Below are 24,825 nucleotides of genomic sequence, written 5' to 3' on the forward strand. Positions count from 1 at the left end.
CCCCTAACATGTGTCAATCTGTTTAAAGTTAAAAAACTTTTTATACTAAAAGCATACACAGAATGTTCACATTTTCACCTATAAATGTATGAAACCTGCCCATTCAGCAAAAAACTGGATAAAAAAAAGAAAACCCCCGGTGAGGTTTTCCATTTATTTCGTTCCGTACAAACGGTCTCCCGCGTCGCCGAGCCCCGGAACGATATAGCCTTTTTCGTTCAATTTTTCATCGAGAGCCGCGATGTAAATATCAACGTCAGGATGATGCTTTTGCAGCTCTTCCACACCTTCAGGAGCCGCCACAAGGCACATAAAGCGGATGTTTCTCGCGCCGCGCTTCTTCAGGCTGTTAATCGCTTCAACCGCGGAGCCTCCCGTCGCAAGCATCGGGTCCACGACGATAAATTCACGTTCTTCTACATCGGAAGGAAGCTTGACATAGTATTCTACCGGTTTTAAGGTTTCCGGATCACGGTATAACCCGACATGTCCCACTTTGGCGGCGGGGATTAATTTCAGCATGCCGTCTACCATTCCGAGACCCGCTCTCAGGATCGGCACGATACCGAGTTTCTTCCCTGAAATCACTTTGGATGTCGCTGTTTGAACAGGTGTTTTCACTTCCACTTCTTTAAGAGGAAGATCACGTGTAATTTCAAACGCCATCAGTGAAGCGACTTCGTCGACAAGATCTCTGAAATCCTTCGTGCCTGTATTTTCATTCCGAATATATGTCAGCTTGTGCTGGATTAAAGGATGATCAAATACGTAAACCTTTCCCATACTGTGTTCAGCTCCTTTTTCTTTGTCCGAGTGACTTTTTCACACTTCTATTGATTCTACAGAAAAAGACAGCGAGTTTCAAGAAAATCGTCAAAAAAACCCGCCGGATTAAGGTTCCGGCGGGTTTCTTCCATATTAATAATCGAGTTCTTTATATAAAGGAAACTTTTCAGTCAAGGCAGCCACACGCTGTCTCGCTTCTTCTAGTTTCGCTTCATCTTCATGGTTTTTCAGCGCAAGGCCGATGATGGCGCCGACCTCTTCAAGCGCGTCGCCGTCAAAACCGCGGCTTGTCACAGCTGCCGTACCGAGACGGATGCCGCTTGTGACGAATGGTTTTTCCGGATCGTAAGGGATCGCGTTTTTATTTGAAGTGATGCCGATTTCATCAAGCACATGTTCCGCCACTTTTCCTGTCAAACCGAGAGAACGGAGATCAACAAGCACAAGATGGTTATCCGTTCCGCCTGACACAAGCTGAATGCCCTCTTTGTTCAGAGACTCAGCAAGACGCTGCGCATTCGAAATAACGTTTTGCGCATATGTTTTGAAATCATCTTTCAGCACTTCCCCGAAAGAAACGGCTTTCGCTGCGATGACATGCATAAGCGGCCCGCCTTGAATACCAGGGAAAATGGATTTATCAATCTTTTTGCCGAACTCTTCGCGGCAAAGGATCATTCCTCCGCGCGGTCCGCGAAGCGTTTTGTGAGTCGTTGTCGTTACAAAATCTGCGTATGGAACCGGGTTCGGATGAAGACCGGCAGCGACAAGACCCGCGATATGAGCCATGTCGACCATAAATAAAGCGCCGACTTCATCAGCAATTTCGCGGAATTTTTTAAAGTCAATTGTACGAGGATACGCGCTCGCTCCAGCAACGATAAGCTTAGGCTTATGCGCCAGCGCTTTTTCACGCACGTCTTCATAATCTATATATTGCGTGTCTTTATCGACACCGTATTCTACAAAGTTGTATTGAACACCGCTGAAGTTAACCGGGCTTCCGTGTGTTAAGTGGCCGCCGTGGGAGAGGTTCATCCCGAGCACTGTGTCGCCGTGCTCTAAAATCGTAAAGTAAACAGCCATGTTCGCCTGAGCGCCTGAGTGCGGCTGAACGTTTACATGCTCTGCCCCGAAAATCTCTTTCGCGCGGTCGCGGGCGATGTCCTCAACGACATCAACGTGCTCACAGCCTCCGTAGTAGCGTTTGCCGGGGTAGCCTTCAGCATATTTGTTCGTTAATACAGAGCCTTGGGCTTCCATTACGGCTTCCGTCACGAAATTTTCAGAAGCAATTAGTTCGATCTTAGTCTGTTGACGCTTACGCTCATCTTTGATGGCGTTAAACACTTGTTTATCTTGTGCAGGTAAATGTTTCATCAGCGAGATCCTCTCCTATCCGTTTCCTGTTCTTTATTTTTAACACCCTTATTGTACATGGTTTTTCAGGTGAATGTAACAGCTTATTTAAAAAAATCACAAAATTTAATTAGAAAACACGAACATTATATATAAAAAGTATTTTTATCATTCGCATTCATAAACGGCGCGGATCCCGCCGATCAGCTTCGGCCTTGTACGGGCCATCGTCACATGGGCTTCTCCGAGCTCACGGCTTGATATCCGGACGGGTACGGCAACGGGTTTTAAATGCATGCCGATGAATGTATCGCCGATGTCTATTCCGGCGTCAGCCTGAATGGCTTCGGCAAGCACGGGGGATTCCATCTGCCTGTAAGCATAAGAGGCCATCGCCCCGCCGGCTTTCGGAACGGGTACGGCTGAAACAATGGGAAGCCTGAACAGTTCGGCTGTTTCCGCCTCAATGACAAGCGCTCTGTTTAAATGCTCACAGCATTGAAAAGCGAGATATATGCCCGTTTTCTGCTTGAATTCGGCAAGTCCGCCGTAAATCAGCTCGGCCCACTCCCCGCTCCCCGAGGTGCCGATCCGGCTTCCGGCGGCTTCACTCGTACTGCATCCGATCACAAGCAGACTGCCGTTTTTCAGCCCGGCCTGCTCTTGAAATTCAGCCAGCATGTCCGTCCATTTTTGTTTCATCTCTTCCATTGTCCAGCACCTCTTACAGATTTTTTTCTTCGTAATCTGCGATTTTGCCAATCCGTCTTTCGTGGCGTCCGCCCGTAAATTCAGTCGTCAGCCAGATTTTTGCGATTTCGCGCGCCAGCCCGGGGCCGATTACGCGTTCTCCCATGGCGAGAACATTCGTATCGTTGTGTTCACGTGTAGCTTTTGCGCTGAAAGTGTCATGCGCAAGCGCACAGCGTATTCCTTTTACTTTGTTTGCGGAGATGCTCATACCGATGCCTGTGCCGCAAATTAAAATGCCTCTGTCGACTTCGCCGCTCACCACTTTTTCCGCTACAGGAAAAGCGTAGTCAGAGTAATCGACAGAACCGTTTCCGCACTCACAGCCCATATCCATATACTCAATCTGCAATTCATCCAATAGACCCTTTATTTCCTCTCGGATATGGACGCCGCCGTGATCTGACGCTATAGCTACTTTCATTTATTTACCTCCTAGGTGTGGTTATGCGAAGACATCCCTCTCGTGTGGCTTGCCCCTTTCGTTTTTAGGCTCCTGCGATGTCTGTTGACTTTATTCTACTCTTTCACGTCCGTTTTGCAAATGACCTGTTTGCACATTTTCTGACAATTCACTTTCTTTCTTCGTCAAGCAATTGATCGGCAAGAAGGGTAAGCAGCTCCTCCAGCTCGTCTCTCGTCTGTTTATAGACGTCAAGCGAACCGCCGAACGGATCTGAAATGTCTCCCTTGCGCCCTGTCACATATTCTTTAATGGTAAATACTTTGTCCCGGCTGTTTTCAAACCGGCTGATAATCAGCTGTTTATGCTGTTCTGTCATGGCCAGCACCAAATCCGCCGTCTCTATATGTTCTTCCGATAAGGGAGATGAGCTGTGGTTGAGGGCGATCCGCTTTTCAAACAGCGCTTCTACAGCGTGAGCCGATGCTTTTCCGCGCGGAGACGCGAACACTCCGGCTGAACCGACGCTGACGGTAAGCCCTTTCGTTTCCGCGATTGATTTAAAAAGCGCCTCAGCCATCGGACTGCGGCACGTGTTTCCTGTACAAACAAATATAATCTTCATGTCTGTCACCTCTTACTGCTTATTATAAATGAAGAAAAATGAAACGGCATCTTCGTTTCTTTTTTTAAGTATCTTATAGCGGCAAAAGCAGTTTAAGCCCAAAACCGATTAATATCGTTCCGCCCAGCGCTTCGCTGTAGGAGCCGAGCCATGACTGCACCTTGCTTCCGATCAAAAGGCCCGCCCATGTTAAGACGGTGCTGAATGCCCCGAACAGCGCAACGGCTAAGAGCGGCTTTGAGCCGTACATTCCGAGGCCAAGCCCGACAGAAAAGCTGTCAAGGCTGACACCGACCGCAAATATTAATAATCCCGCTCCCGCCGGAGAAATGAACGGCTCTTCTGATTGTTTAAACGCGGCAAAAATCATCTGGGCCCCCAAGATGAAAAGCAGAGATCCGCCGATGTAAACAGCGAGCATCCCCAAAAAACCGGACAGCAGCTGTCCCGCCGCCATCCCGGCCAGCGGCATGATGACATGGAACAGCCCGATAACGAACCCTATATGAAAAATCTTCCTTTTTCTAAGCCGGACCATCCCCATTCCAAGCCCGACAGAAAAAGCGTCCATTCCTAAAGCAAATGCCATCATGCTTAAGGCCAAAAGCTCCCCTATGAATACACTCGACATGATAAAAAAACCCCCTTGGACACGCCCGCTTTTTTTAGCTTATGCATGTCCGATAAGGGGTAGAACGTTTAACGGATAACGGTGCCTCCGGCGGCTTTCATAAGCCTGTTCATCACGGCAAGGCCCACTCCAGTATCAGGAAAGGATTCAGAAATGATCATGTCCACCTCTGCTTCATCAAAGCTGCGGAGCGCATCATATAATGAGGAGGCCACCGTTTCAAGATCAGCCCGTTTTCCGCAGACTTTTATAAAATCAGCATGGTACAGACCGGCGTTTTCCTCTGTCGTCAGGATACCGATCCGCTTTCCCTGCCTTTTATACCCGTCTGCCAGCTCTTGAATTCGTGCGGCGCCGCCTTCTGCGATCGCAAGCGGCGCGGAAGGCGCATAATGTGTATATTTCATTCCCGGAGAAATGGGGATCTCATCATCTTCGGTTAACCCTTTATCCACAAGAATCGGCCCGGCGATTGCTTCAATTTGTTCCTTTGTAACGCCTCCCGGGCGAAGCAGGACAGGCTGCTCTCCCGTGCAGGAAAGAACGGTTGATTCCACTCCGATTCCCGTCGGCCCGCCGTCTACAATGCCGGCAATGCGGCCGTTTAAATCATGGGCCACATGCTCGGCCTTCGTCGGGCTGGGTTTGCCTGATAAATTGGCGCTCGGCGCTGCAATCGGCAATCCCGCTGAGCGGATGACCGAAAGCGCCACGGGATGATCCGGCATTCTGATCGCTACCGTGCTAAGCCCCGCGGTGACACGCGGTGACAGCATACCGGGTTTACACGGCAAGACAAGAGTCAGCGCCCCCGGCCAAAATTCCCTCATGAGCTTTTCCGCTGTTTCAGGGATATAGCTGATGATACGATCAAGCTGGCCGATGTCCGAAATATGAACGATGAGCGGATTATCGCTCGGCCTTCCTTTCGCTTCGTAAATTTTTGCCACGGCTTCCGTGTTTTCAGCGTTGGCGCCGAGGCCGTAAACAGTTTCTGTCGGAAAAGCCACAACCTCATTTTGTTGGAGCAATTCCGCAGCTTGTGTAATTTGTGGATTGTTTGTGGATAATTCCGCTGATGAATCCACAAACCATCTTCTCGTTTTCATGTATAACCAAACTCCTTATTTTAAAGCGGTAAAACTTTATTTTCTCTCGTATATTCCTTTTGAAAGTATAAAAGATGTCCTTCAATAAAACAAGTGTTATCCACAATATGTGGACAACACTCTGCAATAAGTGGATAACTATGTGTATAAGTCAGCTTAAGCGGAGGTTTTCACCATTAAAAATGAACCCTTTGTGCGTAATGAATCGCGAAAGTGCTCGGACGCATACAGCTCTTCAGGCATCTCGCCGCACGTTTCAAACCCCATGACATTCAGAAATTCTGCGGATGAGATCTGGTTGGCCACTAAGTACACATCTTTAATCTGATGTTTTTCACACAGTACTTCCATACTCTGAAACAGCGTGACGATATGGCTTTGATTCAGCCTGTCCGACATGACGAGCGACCGAAGAAGCCCTTTCCCCCCGCTGACTTTTTCGATGCCCAGGCATGCCGCAATCTGCTTTTCGCTGTCCTCCAGCATGATAAACCGGCTGACGCTTTGATCAATTTCTGCATGCGCTGTGTCTGCCTGTCTCAAAAAGGTCTCAAGCGCCTCCGTGTCTTTATCCCTTGCCACTCTCAGCTGATAAAACATACATTTCACCCCGTTTGCATCATCTCTTTCTTCCAATCTATGAAACGAATCTGATTTTATACCTCTTCGTTTCAGGAAAACAGATCAGAAATCCAATCAACGAGGAAAAACTTAACTTCGGTATCACTGTCTTCTTTATCATCTTTTTTAGCCTTATCTGTCTTTTGCTTTAGATCATCAAGGGCTTTTGCCGTCTGTTTCTGTGTTTCTTCCTGCTGCTGATTTTTGTCTTCTTGGTCTTTTACTGCTTCTCCATTTGAAAAATCAAGGAAACAAAGCGGCGGGAACAGGACACACCACCAGTTGGCGCCTTCCCCTTCGCCGAGTGTAATCAAAATCGCTTCGTATTTTCCCGCAGGATAAACCATATTGCCGTAAAGCTTTGTCGGAAACGAGATTTTATTAAAATCGACCGAGACGGATTGGTGCATGCCCTTTTTTTTCATGGTTTCTTTGGCGATTTCCTTGATCTCCGGCAGCTTTGAGCGAATGAGACGGCGCGCTTCTTCAATCGAAGTGATGTCTTTAACCCAGCCCGTGATCTCTTTATTGACGGCATCTCTGATCTGGCGCTTGAGCTTTTGATCTTTGTCATCATCGCTGTTTGCCAATATCCGCAGGCGAATTGCTTCATCTGGTATAACAACCGGTTCATTGGCTGATGCCTGTGCCGTTTCTTCTTTTGTCAAACCTGCAAGCGCACCTGATAATAACAGAAAGATATATATACAAATCATCATTGTTTGTTTCATGGTCCCCACCGTTCCTCTCCGTGCTTTTTATCTTAGTCCCATTATGGACAAGGCAGAAAAGGTTTAAACCGGCGGGGAGAAAAAAATCTAGTAAGCTGATAATCTGTGTTTGTAAACTCAGATTATGGTACGATATTATTTTGATAGGAGGGTTATTGATGAAATATAATTATACCGTGCTGCTGTCGGCGGCCACTATGTCTGTCATTTATTCAATTTTGTATGTCCATCAATTTGTTATTGCAGCTTTAATCACGATGGCCTTTTACTTTTTGTTTCCTTATTTAATTTTTGCCCTGCCGCTTCAATATTACATGAATAAGAAGCCGAAAAGGTTTCATCCGCTTTATTTTATCTATTATTTAGCGGCCTCGTTTATTGCCAACTGCATCATCTTCGGCATTTTACAGCCATCCGGTGAGTCTTTGTTCAGCAATTCGGCCTTTTATATCTTCGCAGTATTAACGGCCGTTGTATATTGGGTATGGGATTCTGTATTGCTGCAAAAACAGCGGCCCGCTACAGAAGCGTAATGAGCAAACAAACGGCAGAAGGAACCGCGGCGAGAAAAAAAGCGGAGGCCATCTTCAAACGGGCGTGCCGTCCTTCTTTTGTTTCCGAATGATAATTCGCCCTCTGCTCTTCTCCGCTGACGGCTAAGCCGGATACAATGATTGACATTACGATGAGAATGGCTGAAACGGTTCCGTAGATCATGTCATGCCGTATTGGCAAAATGAAGCCTGCTGCAAAGGCAGCGGAGGCCAGAATACATCCTGCGGCAAAAGCTTTTTTCATCGCGGGGCCCCTTTCATTTTCTTTTCATTGTAACAAAAGCCTGCCGTGTGCGTCACCGGCAGGCTTTCTCGTTCATTTGATGACCGCGCACACGGTCCTGTCTTTTCCATTAATGTCCTTCAGAACCTCAACCTCTGCATTCGGAAATGAATGACAGAACAGTTCCTTTACGGCTTTCCCCTGGTTATATCCGATTTCAAAAACGACAAGCGCCTTGTCCTTGATGACAAGCGGCAGCTCCTCCATAAAACGCTTATAAAATTTCAAACCGTCGCCGCCGTCAGTCAGGGCGTGAAGCGGCTCATGGAAACGGACGATATCCGATAAGCCGGCCATCTCTTCTTCAGAAATATATGGCGGATTTGAAACAATGATGTCCGCTTTTTCACCTGATGAGATAAATGGGCCGAGCAGGTCGCCTTGAAAAAAGCGCACGTCCGCTCCGAGGTTTTTCGCATTTTTTTCCGCCACTTGGAGCGCTTCTTTCGAAATATCCGCCGCGGATACCGAAAGCCGCTCGTTTTCAAGCGCAAGTGTCACCGCAATGGCCCCGCTTCCCGTGCCGATATCCAATACACTCAGTCTTTCTTCTGCAGGAAACACAAGCTTTTGTTTTTCCAGCAGGTGATACACCACTTCTTCCGTTTCCGGACGCGGGATCAGGACATCATCATTCACAAAAAACTCTCGGCCGTAAAAATATTCTTTTCCGATAATATATTGGATCGGAATGCCTTCTTTATGCATTTCCACATGCCGTTTGAATCGATAAAGCTCATCTTCCCCGACAGGCTCCCGGAGGCTCGCGAGAAGCTTGCTCCGCTCCATGCCTGTATCATTTGACAGCAGCAGCTCGGCCGCGTTTTTGTCTCTTCCCGCTTCAGTTAAATAAGAAGAAGCCCAGCTTAGGGCTTCAAAAACAGTCTTCATCTTAATTTTCCGCCTGCTGGAGCCTGCTTGACTGGTCTTCTACGATTAATGCTTCAACCACTTCGTCAAGTTTGCCTTCCAGGATTTGATCCAGCTTTTGAATCGTCAGGCCGATTCTGTGATCCGTCACGCGGTTTTGCGGGAAATTGTACGTGCGGATACGCTCAGAACGGTCGCCTGAGCCGACGGCTGATTTACGGTTTTGATCGTATTCAGCCTGGGCTTCTTGCTGGAATTTGTCATAAACTCTGGCGCGGAGCACCTTCATCGCTTTTTCTTTGTTTTTGATTTGGGACTTTTCATCCTGGCAGGATACGACGACACCTGTCGGCAAATGCGTTAAGCGTACGGCTGACATTGTCGTGTTTACGCTTTGTCCGCCCGGTCCGCTTGATGCAAATGTATCAACGCGGATGTCCTTTTCATGGATATCCACCTCTACCTCTTCTGCTTCCGGAAGACATGCGACGGTGGCTGTAGAAGTATGGATGCGGCCGCCTGATTCCGTTTCCGGCACACGCTGAACACGGTGCGCTCCGTTTTCATACTTCAGCTTGGAGTACGCGCCTTTACCCGTAATCATAAATATAATTTCCTTATAACCGCCCGTACCGGTCACGCTGGCTTCCATTACCTCGGTTTTCCAGCCTTGGATTTCAGCATAACGCGAATACATTCTGTAGAGATTTCCCGCAAACAGTGCGGCTTCTTCTCCGCCAGCGGCACCGCGAATCTCCATGATAACGTTTTTATCATCGTTCGGGTCTTTCGGAATGAGAAGCACTTTTAATCGCTCTGATAAGGCCTCCGTCTCACCCTGCAATTCGGAGATTTCTTCCTTCACCATGTCTCTCATATCAGCATCAAGCTTTTCCTCAAGCATTGCTTTCGCATCGGCAAGCTGTTCTGATGCGTCTCTGTATTGTCTATAGACATCAACGGTTTCTTGTATATCAGATTGCTCTTTAGAATATTCTCTAAGCTTTTTCGGATCGTTAACCACTTCCGGATCACTTAAAAGCTCATTTAATTTCTCATATCGTTCTTCAATTGACTGTAAACGGTCTAACACGGTCTTCACCTCTGTTTTCCTGTGCGTAACATTATCATTATAGTATAGGGCTTATCACCAGTCAAAAGCAATTCGCCTCTGTTATACTAAAGCAAAAAAAGGAGGAATCGGTTTGCTTAAATCCATCCATCATATAGCAATCATATGCTCTGATTATGAAAAGTCGAAAGCTTTTTATACCGAGACGCTCGGTTTTGAAATCATTCAAGAAACATACCGTCAGGAGCGCGGGTCATATAAGCTTGATCTGGCCCTTGGGGGCTCGTATGCGATCGAGCTGTTTTCCTTTCCTCATCCGCCCGAGCGTCCGACCCGGCCTGAAGCCGCCGGTCTGCGCCACCTTGCCTTCACCGTCACTAATCTTGAAGACGCCGTCCGGGAATTGAGGGACAAAGGCGTCGAAACAGAACCGGTGAGAACCGACCCTTTGACAGGCAAACGGTTTACTTTTTTCTTTGATCCCGACAGGCTTCCCCTCGAACTGTATGAAGCATAACGTTTTTTGAAGAAAAGCCGCTTTCTTTGGCGAATTCCTTCTTGTTTTGTCTAACGTGAAGGGAACTGCTTCTCATGGTCGAATACCTAGCTGAAAAGGAGGTATGTGATCATGAATACAAACATGGCCGCAAAAGAACTCGGCGTCTCCGCAAAAACGGTGCAAAGATGGGTCAAGCAGCTGAACCTTCCGGCTGAACGGAATGAGCTTGGACACTATTCCTTTACGGCTGCAGATCTTGACGTGCTGAAATCGGTCAAAAAGCAAATTGCAGAAGGTACGGCGCTTCAGGACATTCAAGTCCCCCGGCAGCCTAAAAAACGGGCGGGTTTCATTTTACAAAGGACAACAAGCGGCGGCGCCGAACGAAAATTGGAAGAGCTGGAGCGTAAGCTGGACATCCTCACGAAGGAAAAGCAGGACGAGCATCAGCTGCTTTCGAGAATTGAAGAGCTGGAACGGCAGCTAAAGCAAAAGGCAGATGAAGGGGTTTCTTATCAGCTGCTTCAGCACAGACGGGAAATCGACGATCTCAATGCCGAATTGCAATCATTGGCCTCACGCATCCAAGAACTTTCCCAGCCAGACCCCCTCTCAGAAACAGCCGCTTCTTCAGAAAATACGAAACCCAGAAAAAAAACACGGTTCTTACCATTCAAATTTCAATTTTAATAAAAAAAGCTCCCCGAAACAGGGAGCTTTTTTATTATGCAGTCAGCGCAATAATAATCGGCAGTGAGATTAATGATAAAATCGCACTGATGACAAACGCAGACGCAGTTTCTTCCTCTTGTTTTTCAAAACGTGTAGCAATCATCGCAGCTACCGCAGAACCTGGGAAGGCAACTAGCAAAATCGCTTTTGTCGTTTGGTCAGCAGGAAGTCCGACCGCAAGAGCAATCAAGTACATCAGCGCTGGCTGAACGGCAACTTTTAACAGAGCGATACCGAAAGCCGGCAGACTGAGTTTGATTTTACGGATACCGACAGTTACACCGACGGCAAAGAGTGCAACACCGGATGTCGTGCTTCCGATTTGCTCAAGCATTTTATCTCCGAGTTCCGGAAGAGATACACCGAAAAGCACTAAGATGATACTGATAAGCGGTGCAGCAGCGAGCGGCTCGGAAAGACCGTGCAGAATAGACTTCCCAGTCATCTTCCAGAAACTTTCACTATTCTCATCATGTTTCTTAGATGTTTCACCGACAGTAGCGATAATTATCGCAAGCGGATCAAGCATGGCGTTAACCACGATACCTGTTACGGCGATCGGAATCGCCACTTCGTTCGCCCCGAATAAACTGCCGAGTACGGGAATACCCATAAATGCAAACGTCGGCTGTGCTGAGTTTAAAGAAAATACTGATGAATTCGTTAAATCATACTTAAAGATAAATTTGCAAACCAGCAGAATGACGATATAAAATCCGACGATCCCGATGATTAAAGCGACCATCAACGGAACCTGTGATAAAAACGCACTTCGTGAAGTGGTTAAAATACCAGCGATAAAATGCGCCGGAAGCGCGTATTTCGTAACTAAGGTACTTACCCCTTTGGCTGACTTCGCGTCGTAACTTCCGAAACGACCTGCGAACCATCCCAGCACGATCACGAAAAAGATCGGTGCCAGGAGGATTAAAATATCTAAGAAGCTCAAAATGTTCTCCTCCAAATCCTTAATGTCCGTATACTTTAGCCCTATTACAAAGCCTTCCCTCGGACTGTAAAATTAATCGTTTAATTATTTTGCGACAACTTGCTTGTATTCCGGTGTCCACATCGCATCAAGCACTGCTTGTTTCACATCTTCAGGCTTACGGTTTGCGACGCCTTCTTTAATAGCAGCTTCTGCTACAGCAATAGCTACTTTAATTGAGACTTCCTGCAAGTTATCAATGCTTGGCAGAAGACCTGCACCAGGTGTTTCAAAATCAACGCTTTCTGCAATTGCATCAGCAGTTGCCGCGAACATTGCAGGAGTAATCACTTTCGCTTCCACTACGATTGAACCAAGACCAAGTCCAGGGAACGCAAACGCGTTGTTAGATTGTCCGATTTCATGAGAAACGCCATTGTACTCCACATTGTCAAACGGGCTTCCTGTTGCCACAAGCACTTTGCCGTCAGTCCATTTGAACAGATCACTAGGAACAGCTTCAGCAAGCGATGTCGGGTTAGACATCGGCATAATAACCGGACGCTCAACATGTTTCGCCATTTCTTTAACGATTTCTTCACTGAAAGCGCCGCTTTGGCCTGATGTACCGATTAAGATCGTCGGTTTCGCTTGACGGATAACTTCAATGAAAGGAATTTCTCCTTTTTCGTTGCGTTCCCAATCTTTAATTTCTTCAGCTGTGCGCAAGTACGGCTGTTGGAAATCAAGAATGTCTTCCATGCCTTCTACTAACAGGCCTCTGTAGTCCATTGTGTAGAATGCTTTGTTTGCTTCTTCTTCAGAAAGGCCCGCAAGCACCATTGTGTCGCGAATTTGGTCAGCGATTCCGATTCCGGCAGAACCCGCGCCAAAGATAACCACGCGCTGATCCTTAATAGATGCGCCTGTTTTCTTCATAGCTGCAAGCACACCCGCAAGTGTAATCGCGCCGGTACCTTGAATATCATCATTGAACGTAAGGATTTCATGATTGTATTTTTTCATGATATTGCGCGCATTTCTGTTTCCAAGGTCTTCCCAGTGAAGAAGAGCTTTAGGGAAATATTTCAGCGCAGCTTTTACGTAAGCGTCAATGAATGCTTCATAGCGTTCGCCTTGAATACGTTCATGGCGGTTACCGATGTATAATGGATCATTCAGAAGTTTTTCATTGTTTGTACCGACATCAAGTACAACCGGAATCACACGGCTCGGGTCAATACCGGCAGCAGCTGTGTAAACGGCTAATTTACCGATGGCGATGTTGATACCGCCTACGCCCCAGTCACCGATTCCAAGAATGCTTTCTGAATCTGTCGCAACGATAAGATCGATATCGCCGGCAGTCGCATGAAGGTTTTCAAACGCTTGTTCAATCCCTTCAACATTATCGATAGAAAGATAAATTCCTTGAGGTCTTCTGTACTCATGGCTGTATTCTTGAATCGCTTCACCGACAGTCGGTGTGTACACAACCGGCAGCATTTCACGAAGATGATTTTGTAGCAATTTAAAGAAAAGAACTTCGTTGCGGTTTTGCAAATCGTTCAAATACACATTTTGGCGGAGGCGGTCCGGCTGAGCCAAGAACTGCTCGTACGCACGTTTTGCCTGCTCGTCAAGAGAAAGCACCGTCGGAGGAAGAAGTCCGTCTAAACCAAGGCTTTGTCTTTCCTCTGCTGAGAATGCAACACCTTTATTTAAAGTAGGAATAGATAAAACTTCTTTACCTCTTAAAGTAGTTTCTAAGTTGCCTTCCTTCGTTACTTTAATATTATTCAAGAAAATCTCCTTCTTTCATCAAATAGTTAACAAAGTTAAGTAATTACCCATTTAGGCTATTGCGATCATGATCTGCTATATGTTTTTTTGACAATTATTCGAACAATGTCTCATAACTATTTACATTACTTAGTCATTTTATGCCTGAAAAAATGAAAATTCAAGAGATGAAAATTACTTAATTTTTTCATACTCTTTTTTAAATTATTTAACTACATTTTTTTGAAAGAACGTCAAAAAAACACCGGCTTTTTTACCGATGTTTTCATGAAAAGGGTTATTTATCTGTGTGTTTTTTCGGCACCTTATGATGATGTCTGCATCTTGCTTCATATGATTCTGATGCTCCGACTAATATGACCGGATCATCATAGGAAGCGGGCTGCCCGTCAATTAAACGCTGTGTCCGGCTTGCCGGCGAACCGCAGACGGAGCAGACCGCTTGCAGCTTCGTCACCAATTCAGCCATCGCCATGAGATTTGGGACAACGCCGAACGGCTCTCCCCTGAAATCCATATCAAGACCTGCCGCAATGACGCGATAGCCTTTATCCGCCAGCAAGGACAAGTCATCAATGATAGATTCATCGAAAAACTGCACTTCATCTACCGCAATCACGTCCGTGCTTTCACTGATATGATCCCATATCTCAGCAGAAGACGAGATGACATGACTTGTCATCGATGTTCCGTTATGGGAAACGACGGCCTCCTCACTGTAGCGATTATCAATGGCGGGCTTAAACACCTTTACCTCCTGCTTCGCATATGTCGCTCTTTTCACTCTGCGGATCAGCTCTTCTGACTTCCCAGAGAACATGCTGCCGCATATCAGCTCAAGCCATCCGCTTTGCTTCATTATGTACATAGGCTTCCGCTCCCCTTTTCTGATTTATAGACACAAAAAACAGGCAAGAAGTGCTTCTTGCCTGCCTGAAAAATCTATTATTACTTAAGACCGTATTTTTTGTTAAAGCGATCAACACGACCATCAGCAGAAGCGAATTTTTGACGGCCAGTGTAGAATGGGTGGCATTCAGAGCAAATCTCAACGCGTACCTCTTCTTTTACTGAGCCTGTTTCAAATTCATTTCCGCAAGCGCATTTAACTGTTGCTTTTTTGAAATTAGGATGAATTCCTGCTTTCATTGTATCCATCTCCTTCCGCCCTGAATCCCGTGTGGAAACAGAGTTATTATTCCGGATCTATGTCCGAAACGCATATGAGAGAATTATATCAGTCATTTACTGCATTTGCAAATACATTTTTTTGTATCAGCGGCGGGCTGATGATGAGAGATTCGCCTGCTTCCATTCTTGGTTGATCAAATCAAAAAACTCTTGGTTCGTTTTCGTTTTTCTCATTTTTCTCATAAACTTCTCTGCGAAATCCGGAGAATCGGACATCGTTTTGCGGATCGCCCACAGACGGTCAAGATGCTCTTTCGGCACGAGCAGCTCTTCCTTCCGCGTACCGGAGCGGCGGATATCGATGGCAGGGAAAATCCGTCTTTCCGCAAGCGAACGGTCAAGGTGAAGCTCCATGTTGCCCGTTCCTTTGAACTCTTCATAAATGACGTCATCCATACGTGAACCTGTATCTACGAGAGCCGTCGCTAAAATGGTCAGACTGCCGCCCTCTTCGATATTTCTCGCGGCTCCGAAGAAACGCTTCGGACGATGGAACGCAGCCGGGTCAATACCGCCGGAAAGCGTTCGTCCGCTTGGCGGGATAACGAGGTTGTATGCGCGGGCCAGGCGGGTAATGCTGTCCATCAAAATGATGACATCTTTTTTGTGTTCAACAAGGCGCATCGCCCGTTCAAGCACAAGCTCGGCTACCTTAATGTGGTTTTCCGGCACTTCATCAAACGTTGAGCTGACGACATCGCCCGCAACGGAACGTTCAATATCCGTCACTTCTTCCGGTCTTTCATCAATTAAGAGAACGATTAGTTCGGCGTCAGGCTGATTTGTCGTAATGCTGTTCGCGATTTCTTTTAACAGCATGGTTTTACCGGCTTTCGGCGGCGCCACAATTAAACCGCGCTGGCCGAAGCCGACCGGAGCCATCATGTCGAGAATTCTTGTGGATAGATAATTCGGTTTTGTTTCCAGAACCATTTGGCGATCCGGATAAAGCGGAGTAAGCGCAGGGAAATGGACACGCTCTTTAGCGGATTCCGGATCATCACCGTTTACTGCTTCAACGTGCAAAAGTCCATAGTAGCGTTCATTTTCTTTCGGCGGGCGGACCTTGCCTGATACTTTGTCACCGTTTCTTAAGTCGAAGCGGCGGATCTGTGAAGCAGAAATGTAGATGTCTTCTGAGCTTGGAGAGTAATTAATCGGTCTCAGAAAGCCGAATCCTTCTGACTGGATGATTTCGAGCACGCCTTCCATAAACAGAAGATCTTCCTGCTCTGCGTTAGCTTTTAAAATCGCAAAGATTAATTCTTTTTTGGTCAGTTTGCTGTAGTAGGAGATTTTATAATGTCTTGCCAGTTCATATAGCTCTTTTAATTTCATATTTTCCAAAGAGGAAATAGATACGTCTTTCATAAAAACACCACGCTTTTCATAGTCAATATATTGCTGTTTTCAATCAATTGGCTGCTTTGCATGATTCCGCCAAAGCACATTCTTTTATAAAACGGTCAGGAACTTCTATCGGTAACACTTCCACCCATGATCGGCGCTTTTCTTTAAAAGGAATGTCTTAATGAGTTTTGAAAGGAAGCGAGGACAAAAACTTGAGAAGATCAAATATTTATATCGTCTGTATGCGGTAGAATTTAAAATTTCCCAGTACTCAAAAGAAGGAATTACACAGAAAATCGCAGCACTCTTTATTTTTACCTCATTTCAAAAAATTATTCAACTTAAATAATGTTTTGACATATAAATGATAGGGTTGACTCTTTTTTGCAAAAGAAAAGCGGGACTTTCGTTCCCGCTCTTTCTCTCTATTATGGCCGGATGACAAGGTTTGGTTTTTTCTTCAGGCTGTGTCTTCCGTCAACGAACCGAACCGTGCCTGATTTCGCCCGGATGACCAAGCTTTCCGTCGTGCCGACGGAACCTTTGAACTGAACACCTTTTAAAAGCTCGCCGTCCGTTACGCCTGTTGCGGCGAAAATGGCATCGTCTCCTCTTACAAGGTCTTCCATGCGAAGCACTTTTGAAACATCAAGGCCCATACGTTCACAGCGTGCTTTTTCTTCCTCATTTTGCGGCAGAAGCTTGCCGATGATTTCTCCGCCGAGCGCTTTTAAAGCGACTGCGGACAGAACGCCCTCAGGCGCTCCGCCTGATCCGAACAGAATGTCCACGCCTGTATGGTCAAACGCCGTATTGATGGCGCCGGCGACATCACCGTCGTTGATCAGTTTAATTCTGGCGCCCGCCTCACGCAATTCAGAAATGATTTTTTCGTGTCTGTCACGGTTTAAAATCGTTGCTACGACATCTTCAATGTCTTTGTTTTTCGCTTTTGCAACGGCTTTTAAGTTATCAATGACCGGAGCTTCGATATCAATGCAGCCTACCGCTTCAGGGCCGACCGCGATTTTTTCCATGTACATGTCAGGAGCGTTTAACAGCGTTCCGTGGTCAGCGACCGCGATCACCGTAAGCGCATTCCAGCCGCCGCTGGCTACGATATTTGTGCCTTCAAGCGGATCCACGGCCACGTCGACGCGCGGGCCGTAGCCGTTGCCGAGCTTTTCGCCGATGTAAAGCATCGGCGCCTCGTCCATCTCGCCTTCCCCGATCACAACAGTGCCTTTCATCGGCACTGTGTCAAACACGTCACGCATTGCACTTGTCGCCGCATCATCGGCTTCATCTTTTTTTCCGCGGCCCATCCATCTGGCGGATGCTAATGCCGCCGCCTCAGTGACGCGAACCAACTCCATTGATAAACTTCTTTCCATTTCAACACGCTCTCCTCTCAAAAGTACACATTTCTATGAATTTTGGAGCTGTTCTATTTCTTCGTCAGTCAGCCTTTCCCGCCAGATTGTGGCGCCCAGGCCTTCGAGTTTTTTCTCAAGATTGCTGTAACCGCGGTCCAAATGCTCAAGGCCCGTAATTTCGGTTACGCCGTCAGCCATCAGCCCGGCTACGACCAAGCACGCACCTGCACGCAGATCGCTCGCCTTTACCTTTGCGCCTTGCAGCTCGGCGGGACCGGTGATGATCGCCGATCTTCCTTCTACCTTCATGTTGGCGCCCATCCGCCTCAGCTCGTCAATGTGTTTGAATCTTGCCGAGTAGATGGTGTCCGTCACGACGCTCGTGCCGCTTGCTCTTGTCAAAAGAGATGTCATCGGCTGCTGCAGATCAGTCGGGAACCCCGGGTATACAAGCGTTTTCACGTCGACGGGTTTAATATGCTTCTGTCCCCCGAGCATGAGCAGCTGGTCGTCACTCGTCTCAATGTGAAAACCCATTTCCCTCAGCTTTGCCGCTAATGACTCAAGATGGGTCGGAATCACATTATCAATAATGACTTCTTTCCCCATCGCCGCGCCTGCAATCATGAAGGTCCCTGCTTCGATCCTGTCCGGGATGATGGTGTGCCTGCATCCGTGCAGCTCTTTCACGCCGTCAATTCTGATCACATTGGTCCCTGCGCCTTTGATTTTAGCGCCCATGCTGGTAAGCAATGTGGCAACATCGATAATTTCAGGTTCCTTGGCGGCATTTTCTATCACGGTTTTTCCTTCAGCCAGTACAGCGGCGAGCATGATATTGATCGTTGCCCCGACGCTGACGACATCCAGATAAATTCGGGCGCCTCTCAGCCTTTCGGCGCGCAGATAAATGGCGCCTTGTTCATTCGTGACCTCAGCTCCCAGCGCCTCAAATCCTTTAATGTGCTGGTCAATCGGCCGCGGCCCGAGATGGCATCCGCCCGGCAGACCGATAACCGCCTGCTTAAAACGGCCGAGCATCGCACCCATCAGATAATAGGAAGCGCGGAGTTTTTTCACTTTACCGTTCGGAAGCGGCATGCTGATCATCCGGGAAGGGTCTACGACCATCTCTCCGTTTTCGAAATGGACGTTTCCTCCGATTTCTTTCAGCAGGTCACGCAGCGTTTCAATATCTGAGATCTCCGGAAGCCCTTCAATCGTCACTTCGGAATTTGCCAGAATGGTTGCGGGTATCAATGCGACGGCGCTGTTTTTCGCGCCGCTGATATGTACGGTTCCGTTTAACGGATCGCCGCCGGCAATATTCAACTTTTCCATGATAGTCTCCTTCCATAAGAAGATAGCTGCGGAGCGTAAATAAAATGGCATTTTATTCTGTCTCTGCAAATAAAGCTCTTGTCCAAAATGTAGCCAATTCGAAGAGAAAGAATACAAGGACATTATAAAATATCAGGAAGAAAATAGCGAAGCTTTGCGGGGCATTTTTATCACAGGCTGTACAGAGACCCGCCGGCTTTAACATTCCGGGGAAACTCACTCTTCACTTCGATATCAGCTTGAAGGCCCGCTGTAAAACAGGGAAAATAAGGCTGCGGCAAACGGAATGATCCGGTTTGCCGCCCTTTTCGCCCTTATTTATTCCAGTCTGCCAGGAATTGCTCGATGCCTTTATCCGTTAACGGATGTTTTGTCAGCTGATGAATGACTTTCAGCGGCATCGTACCGATGTGCGCGCCGCGTAAAGCTGCTTCAGTCACGTGCTGTGCATGACGGATGGAAGCCGCGATGATTTGCGTGTCGATTTCGTGTACGTCAAAAATCTGTCTGATTTCTGAAATCAGCTCAAGACCGTTATGGCCGATATCATCCAGACGGCCTAAGAACGGAGATACGTAAGTGGCTCCCGCTCTTGCCGCCAGCAGCGCTTGGTTGGCGCTGAAAATAAGCGTGACGTTTGTTTTGATGTTTAAGTCGCTCAGCGCTTTCACGGCTTTTAAGCCTTCGGATGTCATCGGGATTTTCACCGTGATGTTCGGCGCGATCTTCGCCAATTCTTTTCCTTCCTCAATCATTTCTTCAGCGTTTAAAGAAATGACCTCGGCGCTTACTGAGCCTTTCACCACTTCTGTAATTTCACGAAGTCTGTCATGGAAAGACACGTTGGCTTCTTTCGCTACTAAACTCGGGTTTGTCGTTACTCCGGCAAGAACGCCCAGTTCGTACGCTTCTTTAATTTCGTCAATGTTAGCTGTATCAATGAAAAATAACATAAGGAAAGCCTCCCCAGTAAGAAATTTTCAGAACTATAAAACATGATTGCGCTTTCTAAAGATAGACATAAAACCGCCTGTCTAAGCTGTCAGGCGGTTATTGATGTTACAATCGGATTAAGCTTGGTTTGAAGAACCGAACTCACGCATTTTGCCGATAACCGTTTCTTTGATCGCGTCACGAGCCGGTCCAAGATATTTACGAGGATCGTATTCGTTCGGCTTAGCTGCCAATGTGTCGCGCACAGCTTTAGCAGAAGAAATTTGGTTTTCAGTGTTTACGTTGATTTTAGCCGTACCAAGTGAGATAGATTTTTTAATATCAGCAGTCGGGATTCCTGTACCGCCGTGAAGAACTAACGGAAGGCCGGTTGTCTTGCCGATGTCTTCCATTTCTTTGAAACCAAGGTTTGGTTCGCCTTTGTAAGGGCCGTGAACAGAACCTAATGCAGGTGCAAGGCAGTCGATGCCAGTGCGTTCAACAAGCTCTTGGCACTCTTTAGGGTCAGCATAGATAACGCCTTCTGCGATGACATCATCTTCTTGTCCGCCGACAGTTCCAAGCTCAGCTTCAACTGATACGCCGTGGAAATGAGCAAGCTCAACCACTTTAGCAGTAGTCGCTACGTTTTCCTCGAACGGATGGTGTGATGCGTCGATCATGACAGAAGTGAAACCTGCATGAATCGCTTTCGCGCAAGATTCAAAGCTTGAACCGTGGTCTAAGTGAATTGCGACAGGAACCGTCACTTTGTATTCTTCCATCAGTGCTTTAACCATGGCAACGACTGTTTTGAAGCCGCCCATGTAGCGTCCCGCACCTTCTGAAACACCAAGAATAACCGGGGATTTTTCCTCTTGTGCTGCTTGTAAAATCGCTTGAGTGAACTCAAGGTTATTTAAGTTAAATTGTCCAACAGCATATCCTTTTTCTTTAGCTGTATTCAACATTTCCGTCATTGAAACTAAAGGCATGTCGAAAGTCCTCCTTATGTAGCCTGATTTGCTTCTTGCGAAAAAAGCTTTCCACCCTATAGCATGACCATAAAAGCCTGTCATATGTGAAACAACAGATCGCTTTTTCTCCATCTCTAGGATACCAACTTTTCGACAAATGGGCAACATAATGACATTCAATTGTTTCTAATTTTATTAATTCGATTTTAGAGGTAAATATTTTTTCACCGCTTCCCTGATTTCATCAATATCAAAAGGTTTTGCGAAATGCGTGAGGGCGCCGAGCTCTTTTGATTCTTGAATCATATCAAGTTCTCCGTAAGCGGTCATAATGATCACGCGGATTGAATCATCGATCATTTTCATGCGCCTCAGGATTTCAATGCCGTCCATGCCGGGAATTTTCATATCCAAAAGGACGAGGTCCGGCCGTTCCTTCACCACGATGTCAAGAGCCTGAATGCCGTTAGCGGCCTGAAACGTCTGGTACCCTTCTTTATTAAATACTTCGTTCAGCAATATACGAATACCGTATTGATCATCTACGATTAAAATCTTTTCATTCATCATTTTACACCCCAATATTATCATTTTCGTCAAAAGGAAGCAGTCGTTTATGTATTCTGTTTGATTTTCGCATTTCCTTTATTTATAATAGTCTACTTTCCGACATTTTCTGAGCATTTTCTCTTTTGTTGTATACTGATCTTGTATGTGTAAAGGAGGTTTCACTCATGTTAAAGATATTCACAACGCAGCTTGCGGGCATTTTTTCCCGTATTCAGGATAAGGAATCTGATGCAATTGAAGACGGCGCGCGGTTATTGGCGCAGGCAGCCGTCAGCGGCCACTCGATTTATTTATACGGCGCAAATGAGATGCAGGGCATTTTATGCGAGGCGGAACTCGGCTCCGAGCCGCTGCCGTCTGTCAAAGCATTTCCGGAAACAGCTGAGGCGATCACCGAAAGCGACCGGGTGCTGATGTTCTGTTCAGGTCCGGGCACTGCCGGGGAACAGGCACTGGCTGAAGAGCTTTATGAAAAGGGCGTCGGCCTCGTATGCGTGTCTCCTATTGTGAAAGATCAGCCCGGAATTGAGGCGTTTTGCGATGTTCATATTGACAGCAAATTAAAAATGCCCCTTCTGCCTGATGAGGACGGAACAAGATACGGCTTTCCTTCTTTAATGACGGGTCTGTATGTCTATCATGCACTGTCATTTACATTAAAGGAAATGCTGCAGGAATATGCCTAGAAAAAAAGACTTGCCGCTTATGACAACGGCAAGTCTTTTTTTGATTACTTCTGTTCTGCGGCTTGTACGGAGGCACCGATAAAGTCTTTGAACAAAGGCTGGGGTCTTGTCGGTCTTGATTTGAATTCAGGGTGGAATTGGCACGCCACATACCAAGGATGGTCTTTCAGCTCGATAATTTCCACAAGTCGTCCGTCAGGGCTTGTGCCTGAGAAAACAAAACCGCTGTCTTCCATTTGCTGTCTGAATTCGTTGTTGAATTCATAACGGTGGCGGTGGCGTTCATATACCACTTCATCCGCATACGCTTCATAGGCTTTCGTACCTTCTTGAAGCTTACAAGGGTAAAGTCCGAGGCGAAGCGTTCCTCCAAGGTCCTCCACATCTTTCTGTTCAGGCAGAAGATCGATGATCGGATAAGGAGAAGACGGATCAATCTCAGCGGAATGAGCGCCTTTCAGGCCTAGTACATTTCTTGCATATTCAATGGATGCGATCTGCATGCCTAAGCAAATGCCGAAGAACGGAACTTTATGTTCACGCGCATACCGGGCAGCGATGATTTTTCCTTCTACACCGCGGTCCCCGAAGCCGCCCGGCACGATAATTCCGTCTGTGCCGCTTGTCAGCTCTTGAATATTGCTTTCTGTCACTTCTTCAGCGTTAATCCATTTGACTTTAACATCAGCATCAAATGCATATCCAGCATGGCGAAGCGATTCAACGACGGAAATGTAGGCGTCCTGAAGCTCTACGTATTTCCCGACAAGGCCGATTGTAATCGTTTTGGACAAGTTTTTCACTTTGCTGACAAGGCCTTTCCACTCAGTCATATCCGCTTCTCTGCACTCTAATTTCATATGTTCGCAGACAAGCTTATCGAGTCCTTGCTCCTGAAGGTTAAGCGGAATAGAGTAGAGGTTGTCCGCGTCTTCACATTCAATGACCGCTTTCGTATCGATGTCGCAGAAAAGCGCGATTTTATCTTTCATATCTTGAGAAATCGGCATTTCCGTCCGAACGACGATAATATTCGGCTGAATCCCTAGGCTTCTTAATTCTTTCACGCTGTGCTGCGTCGGTTTCGTTTTCAGCTCGCCCGCTGCTTTGATGTAAGGAACGAGCGTACAGTGAATGTACATGACGTTTTCACGGCCGATGTCACTTTTCATTTGACGGATCGCTTCGAGGAACGGAAGAGATTCGATGTCTCCGACTGTTCCGCCGATTTCCGTAATGACGACATCTGCGTTTGTTTCTTTGCCGGCACGGTAGACACGGTCTTTCAGTTCATTTGTGATGTGCGGAATGACCTGCACCGTTCCGCCGAGATAATCCCCGCGGCGTTCTTTCTTCAGAACAGCAGAATAGATTTTACCAGTTGTGACGTTGCTGAATTTGTTCAGGTTAATGTCAATGAAGCGCTCATAATGCCCTAAGTCAAGGTCAGTCTCAGCGCCGTCATCCGTAACGAAAACCTCTCCGTGCTGGTACGGGCTCATCGTTCCCGGGTCAACGTTAATATAAGGGTCGAATTTTTGGATTGTGACGTTCATGCCTCTGTTTTTCAGCAGGCGCCCCAGTGATGCAGCTACAATTCCTTTTCCGAGTGAAGATACTACTCCCCCGGTTACAAAAATATATTTCGTCATTTCGTTTGCTCCTCTCTTCGGTCTTTGCACATTCCTTAAAATGTACCGTTTTATAGAAAATCATTTAAATATATCAAATGATGCTGTAAAAGAATTTGGGAGGTGAAAATAAGAAAGCTCCCTTTCAATTTCTTGAAAGGGAGCGTAGCACTCATATGAATTCTCTTCTTTTTGAAGAGCCCAAAATACATACTACATAGTTCGACAATGAAAGTCAAGATCGTTTTCGAGATAGAATATCAGTCTTTGCGATCCTCATCTTCCTCATCAAACTCCTCTTCATCTTCGTCGATGATCTCCTCATCAATCTCAAGATCTTCGTCCTCATCATCATCATCGATATCTTCGTCGTCAAAGTCATCTGATTCCAGAACCAAGTCCTCTTCAACCTCATCGAGATCGATATCATCCTCATCAATTTCCTCGAATTCGTCAAGGTCAAGATCCTCTTCAACGGCTTTTTTCGCTTTTTTCTTTTTCGCCTTTACGGTCGGCTGTGTTTCTTCATCAAGCTGATCATACGGATACCAGCTGCGAAGCCCCCACGTTTGATCGGATAAAGCAAGAAAGCGGCCGTCAATGTTTAAATCGGTATAAAATTGTGCAATGCGGTCTCCGAGTTCCTCTTTTGTTATACCGAGCAAGGAGACAATTTCATTTAACAGTTCCTGGAAAGGAACTGGTTTTTTATGTTCTGAGAAGATTTCGTGAGCGATTTCAACTAAAGCCATTTCCTTTAGCTGTTCCTGTGAATATTGTTTGATACCCAAGGTCGGACACTCCCTTTCTATTACTTATATGTATCTGTTTCTATCCTATAATAAGAACGATTTTGTATTGTTTTGATCATAAACCATACCTCTCATTATAAACAAATTAAAACAGAATATGCTACCCTTAACAGCGTAATTTAAGAAATTTTAGCAGAGCCCTTTGATAAATCGGCGGATGTGCGAAAACAAAGCCGCCGGCATATGGGACTGACCCCATAGA

Annotated in this window: 28 protein-coding genes and 1 pseudogene; 4 read left to right on the top strand and 25 right to left on the bottom strand. The window is 46.5% G+C overall.

Going from position 1 to position 24,825, the window contains the following annotated elements:
- Positions 1 to 153: 153 nt before the first annotated feature.
- The 9 genes from upp to spoIIR all read right to left on the bottom strand — a co-directional run bounded on the left by upp (position 154) and on the right by spoIIR (position 7,015).
- Positions 154 to 783: a uracil phosphoribosyltransferase gene (upp, locus tag AXI59_RS09265; RefSeq protein ID WP_061522531.1), complete on the bottom strand. Its 630-nt coding sequence runs from the start codon at positions 781 to 783 to the stop codon at positions 154 to 156.
- A gap of 135 nt (positions 784 to 918) precedes the next feature.
- Positions 919 to 2,166, bottom strand: coding sequence for a serine hydroxymethyltransferase (gene glyA, locus AXI59_RS09270; RefSeq protein WP_061522530.1), 1,248 nt, complete (start codon positions 2,164 to 2,166; stop codon positions 919 to 921).
- 147 nt (positions 2,167 to 2,313) lie between these two features.
- Positions 2,314 to 2,856, bottom strand: a complete 543-nt coding sequence (locus AXI59_RS09275; protein WP_061522529.1) for a TIGR01440 family protein — start codon at positions 2,854 to 2,856, stop codon at positions 2,314 to 2,316.
- A gap of 13 nt (positions 2,857 to 2,869) precedes the next feature.
- Entirely contained in the window at positions 2,870 to 3,319 is a 450-nt protein-coding gene (rpiB, locus tag AXI59_RS09280; protein ID WP_061522528.1) for a ribose 5-phosphate isomerase B, read from the bottom strand.
- A 148-nt stretch (positions 3,320 to 3,467) separates the two neighbouring features.
- Positions 3,468 to 3,923, bottom strand: coding sequence for a low molecular weight protein arginine phosphatase (locus AXI59_RS09285; RefSeq protein ID WP_061528016.1), 456 nt, complete (start codon positions 3,921 to 3,923; stop codon positions 3,468 to 3,470).
- A gap of 73 nt (positions 3,924 to 3,996) precedes the next feature.
- Positions 3,997 to 4,554, bottom strand: a complete 558-nt coding sequence (locus tag AXI59_RS09290; RefSeq protein ID WP_061528017.1) for a manganese efflux pump MntP — start codon at positions 4,552 to 4,554, stop codon at positions 3,997 to 3,999.
- Positions 4,555 to 4,622: 68 nt separating this feature from the next.
- Positions 4,623 to 5,663, bottom strand: coding sequence for an L-threonylcarbamoyladenylate synthase (locus AXI59_RS09295; protein ID WP_061522525.1), 1,041 nt, complete (start codon positions 5,661 to 5,663; stop codon positions 4,623 to 4,625).
- 156 nt (positions 5,664 to 5,819) lie between these two features.
- Entirely contained in the window at positions 5,820 to 6,263 is a 444-nt protein-coding gene (locus AXI59_RS09300; RefSeq protein WP_061522711.1) for a GNAT family N-acetyltransferase, read from the bottom strand.
- 71 nt (positions 6,264 to 6,334) lie between these two features.
- Positions 6,335 to 7,015 (bottom strand): stage II sporulation protein R, encoded by a 681-nt coding sequence (gene spoIIR, locus AXI59_RS09305; RefSeq protein WP_061528031.1) that lies wholly within the window; start codon positions 7,013 to 7,015, stop codon positions 6,335 to 6,337.
- A 158-nt stretch (positions 7,016 to 7,173) separates the two neighbouring features.
- On the opposite strand from spoIIR, the gene AXI59_RS09310 reads away from it, so the two are divergent.
- Entirely contained in the window at positions 7,174 to 7,548 is a 375-nt protein-coding gene (locus tag AXI59_RS09310; protein WP_061522523.1) for a UPF0715 family protein, read from the top strand.
- Here AXI59_RS09310 and AXI59_RS09315 read toward each other — a convergent pair.
- From AXI59_RS09315 to prfA, 3 genes are all read right to left on the bottom strand, one after another.
- Positions 7,535 to 7,813 (bottom strand): DUF5316 family protein, encoded by a 279-nt coding sequence (locus AXI59_RS09315; RefSeq protein WP_061522522.1) that lies wholly within the window; start codon positions 7,811 to 7,813, stop codon positions 7,535 to 7,537. The two genes, AXI59_RS09310 and AXI59_RS09315, sit on opposite strands and share 14 nt — an antisense overlap.
- Before the next feature lie 72 nt (positions 7,814 to 7,885).
- Positions 7,886 to 8,743: a peptide chain release factor N(5)-glutamine methyltransferase gene (gene prmC, locus AXI59_RS09320; RefSeq protein WP_061522521.1), complete on the bottom strand. Its 858-nt coding sequence runs from the start codon at positions 8,741 to 8,743 to the stop codon at positions 7,886 to 7,888.
- Position 8,744: 1 nt separating this feature from the next.
- Positions 8,745 to 9,815 (bottom strand): peptide chain release factor 1, encoded by a 1,071-nt coding sequence (gene prfA, locus AXI59_RS09325; RefSeq protein WP_061528018.1) that lies wholly within the window; start codon positions 9,813 to 9,815, stop codon positions 8,745 to 8,747.
- 112 nt (positions 9,816 to 9,927) lie between these two features.
- Between prfA and gloA2 the strand changes: the two genes are divergently transcribed.
- Both gloA2 and racA read left to right on the top strand, forming a co-directional pair.
- Complete coding sequence (gene gloA2, locus AXI59_RS09330; RefSeq protein WP_061528019.1) at positions 9,928 to 10,311, top strand: SMU1112c/YaeR family gloxylase I-like metalloprotein; 384 nt, start codon at positions 9,928 to 9,930, stop codon at positions 10,309 to 10,311.
- A 111-nt stretch (positions 10,312 to 10,422) separates the two neighbouring features.
- Positions 10,423 to 10,983 carry a chromosome-anchoring protein RacA gene (gene racA, locus AXI59_RS09335; RefSeq protein ID WP_061528020.1) on the top strand — a complete coding sequence of 187 codons (561 nt, stop codon included), beginning with the start codon at positions 10,423 to 10,425 and terminating at the stop codon, positions 10,981 to 10,983.
- A gap of 34 nt (positions 10,984 to 11,017) precedes the next feature.
- On the opposite strand, the gene AXI59_RS09340 is transcribed toward racA, so the two are convergent.
- From AXI59_RS09340 to spo0F, 11 genes and pseudogenes are all read right to left on the bottom strand, one after another.
- The gene (locus AXI59_RS09340; protein WP_061528021.1) at positions 11,018 to 11,974 is read right to left on the bottom strand and encodes an AEC family transporter; all 957 of its coding nucleotides are present in this window, start codon (positions 11,972 to 11,974) and stop codon (positions 11,018 to 11,020) included.
- Between the two features lie 84 nt (positions 11,975 to 12,058).
- On the bottom strand, positions 12,059 to 13,756 hold the full coding sequence (gene malS / locus AXI59_RS09345; RefSeq protein WP_061528022.1) for an oxaloacetate-decarboxylating malate dehydrogenase: 1,698 nt from the start codon (positions 13,754 to 13,756) through the stop codon (positions 12,059 to 12,061).
- Positions 13,757 to 14,033: 277 nt separating this feature from the next.
- Positions 14,034 to 14,624, bottom strand: a complete 591-nt coding sequence (locus AXI59_RS09350; RefSeq protein WP_061522515.1) for a thymidine kinase — start codon at positions 14,622 to 14,624, stop codon at positions 14,034 to 14,036.
- A gap of 80 nt (positions 14,625 to 14,704) precedes the next feature.
- Complete coding sequence (rpmE, locus tag AXI59_RS09355; RefSeq protein WP_003151132.1) at positions 14,705 to 14,905, bottom strand: 50S ribosomal protein L31; 201 nt, start codon at positions 14,903 to 14,905, stop codon at positions 14,705 to 14,707.
- 126 nt (positions 14,906 to 15,031) lie between these two features.
- A complete protein-coding gene (gene rho / locus AXI59_RS09360) occupies positions 15,032 to 16,318 on the bottom strand; it encodes a transcription termination factor Rho (protein ID WP_061522514.1) in 1,287 nt (428 codons plus the stop codon).
- Positions 16,319 to 16,361: 43 nt separating this feature from the next.
- Positions 16,362 to 16,526: pseudogene (locus AXI59_RS20870) on the bottom strand (hypothetical protein).
- A 199-nt stretch (positions 16,527 to 16,725) separates the two neighbouring features.
- On the bottom strand, positions 16,726 to 17,691 hold the full coding sequence (gene glpX / locus AXI59_RS09365; RefSeq protein WP_061528023.1) for a class II fructose-bisphosphatase: 966 nt from the start codon (positions 17,689 to 17,691) through the stop codon (positions 16,726 to 16,728).
- Between the two features lie 33 nt (positions 17,692 to 17,724).
- On the bottom strand, positions 17,725 to 19,014 hold the full coding sequence (locus AXI59_RS09370) for a UDP-N-acetylglucosamine 1-carboxyvinyltransferase (protein WP_061528024.1): 1,290 nt from the start codon (positions 19,012 to 19,014) through the stop codon (positions 17,725 to 17,727).
- Between the two features lie 314 nt (positions 19,015 to 19,328).
- Positions 19,329 to 19,967 carry a fructose-6-phosphate aldolase gene (gene fsa / locus AXI59_RS09375; protein ID WP_061522511.1) on the bottom strand — a complete coding sequence of 213 codons (639 nt, stop codon included), beginning with the start codon at positions 19,965 to 19,967 and terminating at the stop codon, positions 19,329 to 19,331.
- 117 nt (positions 19,968 to 20,084) lie between these two features.
- Positions 20,085 to 20,942, bottom strand: coding sequence for a class II fructose-bisphosphate aldolase (locus AXI59_RS09380; RefSeq protein ID WP_061522510.1), 858 nt, complete (start codon positions 20,940 to 20,942; stop codon positions 20,085 to 20,087).
- A 177-nt stretch (positions 20,943 to 21,119) separates the two neighbouring features.
- A complete protein-coding gene (gene spo0F / locus AXI59_RS09385) occupies positions 21,120 to 21,494 on the bottom strand; it encodes a sporulation initiation phosphotransferase Spo0F (protein ID WP_156476251.1) in 375 nt (124 codons plus the stop codon).
- Positions 21,495 to 21,658: 164 nt separating this feature from the next.
- On the opposite strand from spo0F, the gene AXI59_RS09390 reads away from it, so the two are divergent.
- On the top strand, positions 21,659 to 22,180 hold the full coding sequence (locus tag AXI59_RS09390) for a DUF2529 domain-containing protein (RefSeq protein WP_061522508.1): 522 nt from the start codon (positions 21,659 to 21,661) through the stop codon (positions 22,178 to 22,180).
- 44 nt (positions 22,181 to 22,224) lie between these two features.
- Here the strand turns inward: AXI59_RS09390 and pyrG are convergent, their stop codons facing one another.
- Together pyrG and rpoE are read right to left on the bottom strand one after the other, a co-directional pair.
- Positions 22,225 to 23,832, bottom strand: coding sequence for a glutamine hydrolyzing CTP synthase (gene pyrG, locus AXI59_RS09395; protein WP_061522507.1), 1,608 nt, complete (start codon positions 23,830 to 23,832; stop codon positions 22,225 to 22,227).
- Between the two features lie 239 nt (positions 23,833 to 24,071).
- Positions 24,072 to 24,602 (bottom strand): DNA-directed RNA polymerase subunit delta, encoded by a 531-nt coding sequence (rpoE, locus tag AXI59_RS09400; RefSeq protein ID WP_061528026.1) that lies wholly within the window; start codon positions 24,600 to 24,602, stop codon positions 24,072 to 24,074.
- Between the last annotated feature and the right edge of the window lie 223 nt (positions 24,603 to 24,825).

This window comes from Bacillus nakamurai, assembly GCF_001584325.1.
Classification (GTDB): domain Bacteria; phylum Bacillota; class Bacilli; order Bacillales; family Bacillaceae; genus Bacillus; species Bacillus nakamurai.